Origin of the sequence: Dactylosporangium sp. NPDC000555 (genome assembly GCF_040300025.1) — a bacterium.
Lineage (GTDB): Bacteria > Actinomycetota > Actinomycetes > Mycobacteriales > Micromonosporaceae > Dactylosporangium.
This window is the reverse complement of the sequence record NZ_JBEPDB010000001.1, coordinates 233586-240870: the sequence shown is the minus strand read 5'-3', so window position 1 is coordinate 240870 and position 7285 is coordinate 233586. Positions and strand designations below refer to the sequence as shown.

Genomic DNA, 7285 nt, shown 5'->3' with positions numbered 1-7285 from the left:
GATGACCGGCCCGGAGCGCAGCGGAGGGGCCGGTCATCATGGGCTCAGCCCCAAGTCATGCCGCAGCCGGAGCGCAGCGGAGGGTTCGGCATGACCGGCCCGGAGCGCAGCGGAGGGGCCGGTCATCATGGGCTCAGCCCCAAGTCATGCCGCAGCCGGAGCGCAGCGGAGGGTTCGGCATGACCCGGACGGTGGTCGTCACGGGCGCCAGCGCCGGCATCGGGCTGGCGGCCGCGCGCCGCTTCGCCGCGGCCGGTGACCGGCTCGTGCTGCTCGGCCGGAACGAGCGCCGGCTGGCCGCGGCGGGTGCCGAGATCCCGGGCGCGACGACCGTCCGCGCCGACTTCGCCGACCTCGGCCAGGTGCGCGCGGCCGCCGGGGCCGTCGCCGCGGCCTGCGAGCGCATCGACGTGCTCGTCAACAACGCCGGCGGGCTGTACCGCGGGCCGCGCGCCCTGGTCGTCAACCACCTGGCCGGGTTTCTGCTCGCCCACCTGCTGCTCGACCGGCTGCGCGCCGGCCGGGCGCGGATCGTCACCACGGCATCGCTGGCCGAGGCGTGGGGCGTGCTCGACGTCGACGCGCCGCTGCGCCCGTCGCCGGCGCACCGGATGCGGTGGCTGGCGTACGGCTCCTCGAAGCAGGCCAACCTGCTGTTCACGGCCGAGGCCGCGCGGCGCTGGGGCCCGCTCGGCATCCTGCCGACGGCGTTCTTCCCCGGGGTGGTGCGCAGCCGGTTCGCCCGGACGAGCCCGATGTTCACGCTCGGCCGGCTGATGCCGGTGATCTACACGTCCCCGGACCGGGCCGCCGGCACGCTGCAGTGGCTCGCCGACGCCCCGGCCGAGCGGCTCGTCCCGGGCGGGTACTACTTCCGGCGCCGCCCCTTCGCCGCGACCCCGCGGTCCACGAGTCCGGACCGGGCGGCGCGGCTGTGGGAGGCGTCGCTGGTGCTAGCGCCTGCTTCATGACTGAGGCGGGGCTGCGGCGGGCCCAGATTCCGCCTCGCTCCCACCCCAGTCATGAACAGGCGCTAGTCCGGTAGCCCGACCTCGTCCCAGATCGCGTCGGGGCCGGGGTTGGCGGTGAAGTCGTAGCGGACGCCCGGCTCGCCGATCGCGACCAGGGTGGCCGAGCCGGAGCCGTACAGCAGGCCGTCGACCTCCCGGCGGATCAGCAGCGGGCGCTCGCCGGCGCCGGTGAACTCGCCGCCGGACAGCAGCCCGATCCAGTCGCCCCACGCCGCACGCGGCGGCAGCCCGGGCTTCGGGTCGGGGTTCCCGGCGGCGCGCAGCGGGGCGAAGTCGTTGACGTCCACGCCCTGGTTGACGATCACGTGGTCGCCGGGCGGCAGGAGCCGGTGCGTGACCGCCGTGCCGTCCCACGAGGTCACCGCGACCTCGGTGGGCTCCGCGCGCACCAGATGGAAGGCGTCGAAGGCCTGAAGCGTGTCGTCGTCCGGGGGGAACTGGGCCAGCGGGAGGGAGCCGCGGGTCGGGCGGTCGCCGGCCGGCGGCAGCGGCGGATAGCCGTTGAGCAGGGCCGTGACACTCGGACGGGCCGGGTCCACGGCCAGCCAGGTCCCGCCGGCGGTACTGTCGCGGCCGCCGAACCGGCCCGGCCAGTGCTCGGCGGGGGGCTCCCAGGGGCGGGCGAGGTACTCGTCGCGGACAGCGGCCAGCAGCACGGGCCAGGTGGCGTCGGGGTCGAACCGGAGGAGCACGGTGCACATGGACCGAACGTTATGCCCCGCCCAACTGGGGGATCCGGGCGGTCAGCCAATCCGCGAACTCGCCGGCCGGCAGCGGCTTGGAGATGTGGTACCCCTGGACCAGGTTGCACCCCTCGCGGCGCAGGTGGAGCAGGGTCTCCTCGTCCTCGACACCCTCCGCCACGACCATGAGGTCGAGGGCGTGGCCGAGCTGGACGGCCGAGCGGACCACGGCGCGGTCGCGGTGGTCGACGGCGATGCGCTGCACGAACGAGCGGTCGATCTTCATCTCGTGGATCGGCAGCTCGCGCAGGCGGCCCAGCGACGAGTAGCCGGTGCCGAAGTCGTCGATGGCGAGCTTGACCCCGAGCGCGTGCAGCCGGTCGAGGATCAGCAGCGCGCCGGTCGGGTCGGCCATGATGCTGCTCTCGGTGATCTCCAGCGTCAGCGCGCCCGCCGGCACGCCGGCCTGGCCGAGCAGGCGGTCGACGATGTCGGGCAGGTCGGACTCCTGCAGGCTGCTCGGCGAGAGGTTGACGGCCACGTGGATGTCGTGGCCCATCCGCCGCCAGCCGGCGCAGCGGCGCAGCGAGACCTCCAGCACGTGCAGCGTCAGTGGGCGGATCAGCCCGGAGTGCTCGGCGAGCGGGATGAACTCGTCCGGCGGCACGAAGCCGTGCACCGGGTGGTGCCAGCGGGCGAGCGCCTCGGCGCCGACGACCATGCCGGTGGCGGTCTCGAGCTTGGGCTGGAACACGACCACGATGTCGCGGCGCTGGATCGCCTCACGCAACTCGGCGACCATGGCCAGGCGGCGCGGGCTGTTGCGGTCGTCGTCGCTGGTGTAGACCCGGACCCCGGTGTGCGTCGCCTTCGCCACGTACATCGCCACGTCGGCGTGCTGGATCAGGGTCTTGGCGTCGTGGCCGTGCTCGGGGGCGAGCGCGATGCCGATGCTCACCCGGGCGTTGAGCCGCAGGTGCCCGATCGGGATCGGCTGCTCCATCGCGGCGTCCAGGTCGTCGCCGATCGCTACCGCGACCTCGCGGGTGCGGATGTCCGGCAGCAGTACCGCGAACTCGTCCCCGCCGAACCGGGCCACCGTGCCGCGGTCGCCCAGCCGCCCCTGCAGCCGCTCGCCGGCCTGGCGCAGCAGCTGGTCGCCGACGTCGTGGCCGAGCGCGTCGTTGACGTCCTTGAACCGGTCGAGGTCCATAAGCAGCACGGCGACCGGGGTACCCGCGGCGAGCAGCTCGTCGGTGAGCGCCTGGAACTGCTGCCGGTTGGGCAGGCCGGTGAGCGGGTCGTAGAGGGCCAGGTGCTCCTTCTGCGCGACCTCGCGACGCAGCTCGTCGAGCAGGCGGGCCTTGGTCAGCGACAGGCTGGCGTGGTTGGCCAGCGCCTGGAACAGCCGCACGTGCTGCGCGCCGAAGGTCGGGATGTCGGGGAGGCTGTCGGCGACGAGCAGCACGCCGGTGGCGCCGTCGCTCAGCGGTACGGGCACCGCGATCCCGTCGACGATCGAGCCGATGACGGCGCTGCCCTTGGCCACGAGCACGGGCGACCCGGCCCGGGCCGGCTGCCACCACGCGGTCTCGGGCAGCTCGTCGACGGTGCTGACGTCCAGCTGATGCCGGCCGTGCATGCGCAGCCGGAAGTGGGTGCCGTCGGGGCCCGGCACGATCAGCTCGGCCCGCTCGGCGCGCAGCTGGTCGCGGGCCTGCTCAAGCACGATCCGGGCGACGCCGCCGGTGTCCAGCGGCCCGTGGAGCGCACGCGTGAACGCGTACAACTCCTCCACCTGCTGGTGGCCCTGGCTCTGCCGGACGAAGGCGCGATACGCGCGGTACGTGACCGCGGAGACGACCGCCAGCAGCGCGATGGCCCGCGGGTCGCGCTCGATGGCCAGCGCGCTGACCAGCCCGATGCTCGTGGTGATCGCGACGAGCGGCGCGCCCCGCAGGGAGTTCGGCAGCCGCCGCCACTCGCCGGGGTCGTCGTGCAGGGCAATGACGGCGGTCACCAGCACCGCGGCGATCACGTCGGAGAGCAGCATGACGATCAGGACCTGCAGCCACCCCTTGGGGCCGCTCGGCAGCGCCGGCCCCGACAGCGCCCGCAGCAGCGCGGTCGCGGCCGTGGTCTGCACGCCGAGCAGGGCGACGTTGAAGCCGAGCTTGACGCCGCGCTGGCCGCGCAGCACCGCGAGGCCGATCACGCCGCCGATGAGCCGCACGCACAGCAGCAGTGTCGGGTCGACCGACAGCAGCCCGAGCACCATCGGGATCTCGCTGATGCTCATCGCGTGCCCGCCACGACGGACCCGTACGTGCACGGCGAAGCCCTCGGTCACGGCGAAGGCCACCAGCAGGATCGCCAGCGGCAGCGGATCCGGGTCGGCGGGCAACCCGACGCCGCGGATGCTCAGCGCGTGCGCCGCGACGGTCGCGGCGCCGAGCCAGAGGCTGAGCGTCGCGACCCGGGCATCCGGGCGACCCAACCCACGTGCTTTCTTCATCATCGCCCTGTTTGTGTGGAACTTCGCCGTGCGGTCATTGCCAGATGGAGGAGGACCAGTAGCTCCCACTCCAAGTTCGGCCGCTCCACGCGCTTCCTGACCAAGTCCGGCCGCTCCATGTGCGGCCGTCCCAGACGGCGCCGCTCCAGGTGCGCCCGCTCCAGGTGCGCCCGTCCCAGTTGGTGCCGGCCCAGTCGGCCACGGCCCAGCTACGCCCGGACGAGCCGTTGCCGAGCGTGCTGCCGGTCCAGACCGAGCCGTTCCACGTGCCGCCGGTCCACGCCGTGCCGGCCTTGGCGGCCTTCGCCCAGGCGGTCCCGTTCCACGCCTTGCCCATGATGTCCTTCTCGCCGGTCAGCATCGCGCCGCTCGTCGGGTCGGCCACGTGGGCGGTGCCGCGCGAAGCCTCCAGGCTGCCGGTGCCGGTCGAGGCCGCCCACGTCTGGGTGGACGCGGCCGCCGTCGGGGTCGCCGCCTCGATGGCCCTCCTGATGTTCAGCGCGCCCGCCCCGCGACCGAGGGCCACGGCGTTAGGCATGGCGTCGGCGGTGCTCGTGAGCAGCTTCTTCACCTGGTCCGGGGTGAGCGACGGGCGTTGCTGCAGCAGCAGTGCGGCCGCGCCGGAGGTGATGGCGGCGGCCTGGGAGCTGCCGCTGCCCCGGAAGTACCGGCCCGAGGTGTCGCCGGGGACCAGCCCCGTGGGGTAGTTCACGTCGATGTACGAGCCGGGGTCGCGCAGGCCGACGATCGAGCGCCCGGGTGCGGTCAGGTCGACGGACCGGGTCGCGTTGCCGCGGCTGCTGAAGTCGGCCACGACGTCGTCGGCTCGCGTGTCGGTGCCCTTCGAGTCGGCGGCGCCGACCGCGATGACGTACGGGTTGGCGGCCGGCATCGACAGCGAGTCGCGCGTGGTGCCGTCGTTGCCGCCCGACACCACGACCGTGATGCCCTTCTTCCAGGCCGACTCGACGGCGTGGGACAGCGGGTCGAGCCGCTCGTTCTGCGTGGAGTCGGTGCCGAAGGACAGGTTGAGCACCCTGATGTTGAGCCCGGGGTCGTTTCGGTGCGCCACGACCCAGTCGATCGCGGCGATCACCTGCGACACGTCGGTCGCGCCGTCCGCCGCGGCGACCTTCAGGCTGATCAGCGTGGACATCGGCGCCATGCCGGTGAAGTTGGCCGGGTCGGCGACGGTGGACAGGTTGGTGCCGGGGTCCCGCCCGGCGATCAGCCCGGCCATGTGGGTGCCGTGGCCGAACGTGTCGACGTAGCGCAGGTTGGGCGCCTGCGACTCGAACGACAGGTCCGGACCATTGATGATCCGGTTGTCGTTCAGCCCCGTCACCGGCGACACGCCGGAGTCGATCAGGGCCACGCCGACGCCGGCCCCGCCGAGCTGACGGCCGTTGGCGTCGGACTTCTTCCACACGTCGAGAGCGCCGGTGGCGCGCACGACGCTGAACATCGAGTTGGCGTCGCCGTCAGGGCGCCAGGCCGCCGTCTCGAACGCGACCCTGCCGTCGACGGTCACGCCGCGCACGCCGGGCGCGCCCCGCACGGCCGCGATCCGCCGGCTCGGCAGGTCGGCCACGAAGCCGTCCACGACCGGCAATGGCCGGCCGACCCTGCCGCCGGCGCGGGTGACCGCGAGGGCGGCGGGGCCGGGATCGTCGTACTCGACGATGACACGGGTCAGGACGGCGGCGGCGGCCGGCGGGGTGGCGGCGGCCGCCGGTGCGACCGGCGCGACCGCCCCGGCCGCGATCGAGACGATCGCGGCGGAGGTGGCGCCCAGCGCGGTCCGGTATCTGCTCGGCATGCGGGTCCCTTCCATGGGTCGATGACTCGCCGTGATCCATGGTTGGGCAGTAAGTAACGGAGCGTTGTCAACAGGTCGGGCAGTATTCGCACCTGGTGTGTGCTACAACGCGCCGCGTCGTCACGACACGGGGCTCTGCTCCCGTCGGATCGCGCCCGGGCCGGGCTGCGGGACCACGTCACGGGGCGCGATGTCGAGGTGCCCGCGCTCGCAGACCAGGGTGGCGTGGACGTCGGCGCCGCAGCCGCGGTGGACGGTCCGCAGCGGCGGGCCGCCCGGGTCGGCGAGATACCGGTCGCCCCACTCGCGGACGGCCACTAGCAGCGGGTACAGGTCGAAGCCCTTCTCGGTGAGGCGGTACTCGTCGCGGCCCCGGGAGCCGGGCTCGCGATACGGGACCCGGCGCAGGATGCCGTTGTCGACCAGCACGCCGAGCCGGTTGGTGAGCACCTGACGGGGAATGCCCGTGCGCACGCGCATGTCGTCGAAGCGGAAGATGCCGTTGAAGACCTCGCGGAGCACCACGATCGTCCACCGCTCACCGAGGATCGCCATCGTCCGGCCGATGGTGCAGTTGTCCACCGACCACTCGAGTGCTCTAGGTCTCATGCAGTCAGGCTAGCGCCGAGCTGGGTCTTATTGACAGATCCAGCCCCGGCCGGGAGGCTGGGCCCATGACGCAGACCGAGGGGGACCTCCGCAGCCGCACGTTCTCGTGGTCCGATCCGATGCTCAACGCGGCGGAGCTCGGCCGGCGCGGCGGACTGGAGCTGCTGCAGGCCATGTCCCGCGGCGAGCTGCCCGCGCCGCCCGTCACGCACCTGCTGGGCGCGGGCCGGCTCGAAGCCGAGGCCGGGCGCGTGGTGGTGACGCTCGAGCCGCAGGAGTACCACTACAACCCGCTCGGCAGCATCCACGGCGGCGTGCTCGCCACCCTGCTGGACACCGCGACCGGCTGCGCCGTGCACTCGACGTTGCCGGCCGGGGTCGGGTACACGACGCTCGACCTGACCACGAAGTTCCTGCGCCCCGCCTCGATCGCCTCCGGCGTGCTGACCTGCGAGGGCACCGTCATCTCCAAGGGGCGCCGGACCGCGCTCGCCCAGGCCCAGATCACCGACGCCCGAGGTGCGCTGGTCGCGCACGCCACCTCCACCTGCATGCTGTTCGACCTGTAGTGCACAGCCGGTAATTCACAGCCGGTGGACAGCTTTCGTTGAAGGCGCTGGCAGGGTCG

6 protein-coding genes are annotated in these 7285 nt (G+C 73.3%); 2 read left to right on the top strand and 4 right to left on the bottom strand.

Annotated features, from left to right (window positions below):
* Nucleotides 1-179: 179 nt before the first annotated feature.
* Nucleotides 180-971, top strand: a complete 792-nt coding sequence (locus tag ABT297_RS01195; RefSeq protein ID WP_350543234.1) for an SDR family NAD(P)-dependent oxidoreductase — start codon at nt 180-182, stop codon at nt 969-971.
* Between the two features lie 62 nt (nt 972-1033).
* Here the strand turns inward: ABT297_RS01195 and ABT297_RS01190 are convergent, their stop codons facing one another.
* The 4 genes from ABT297_RS01190 to ABT297_RS01175 form a co-directional block, all read right to left on the bottom strand.
* On the bottom strand, nt 1034-1732 hold the full coding sequence (locus tag ABT297_RS01190) for an NRDE family protein (RefSeq protein ID WP_350543232.1): 699 nt from the start codon (nt 1730-1732) through the stop codon (nt 1034-1036).
* A 10-nt stretch (nt 1733-1742) separates the two neighbouring features.
* Nucleotides 1743-4211 (bottom strand): putative bifunctional diguanylate cyclase/phosphodiesterase, encoded by a 2469-nt coding sequence (locus tag ABT297_RS01185; protein WP_350543230.1) that lies wholly within the window; start codon nt 4209-4211, stop codon nt 1743-1745.
* A gap of 52 nt (nt 4212-4263) precedes the next feature.
* Nucleotides 4264-6048 carry a S8 family serine peptidase gene (locus ABT297_RS01180; protein ID WP_350543228.1) on the bottom strand — a complete coding sequence of 595 codons (1785 nt, stop codon included), beginning with the start codon at nt 6046-6048 and terminating at the stop codon, nt 4264-4266.
* A gap of 120 nt (nt 6049-6168) precedes the next feature.
* Nucleotides 6169-6657 carry a winged helix-turn-helix transcriptional regulator gene (locus ABT297_RS01175; protein WP_350543226.1) on the bottom strand — a complete coding sequence of 163 codons (489 nt, stop codon included), beginning with the start codon at nt 6655-6657 and terminating at the stop codon, nt 6169-6171.
* Between the two features lie 65 nt (nt 6658-6722).
* On the opposite strand from ABT297_RS01175, the gene ABT297_RS01170 reads away from it, so the two are divergent.
* Nucleotides 6723-7226: a PaaI family thioesterase gene (locus ABT297_RS01170; protein ID WP_350543224.1), complete on the top strand. Its 504-nt coding sequence runs from the start codon at nt 6723-6725 to the stop codon at nt 7224-7226.
* Nucleotides 7227-7285 lie beyond the last annotated feature (59 nt).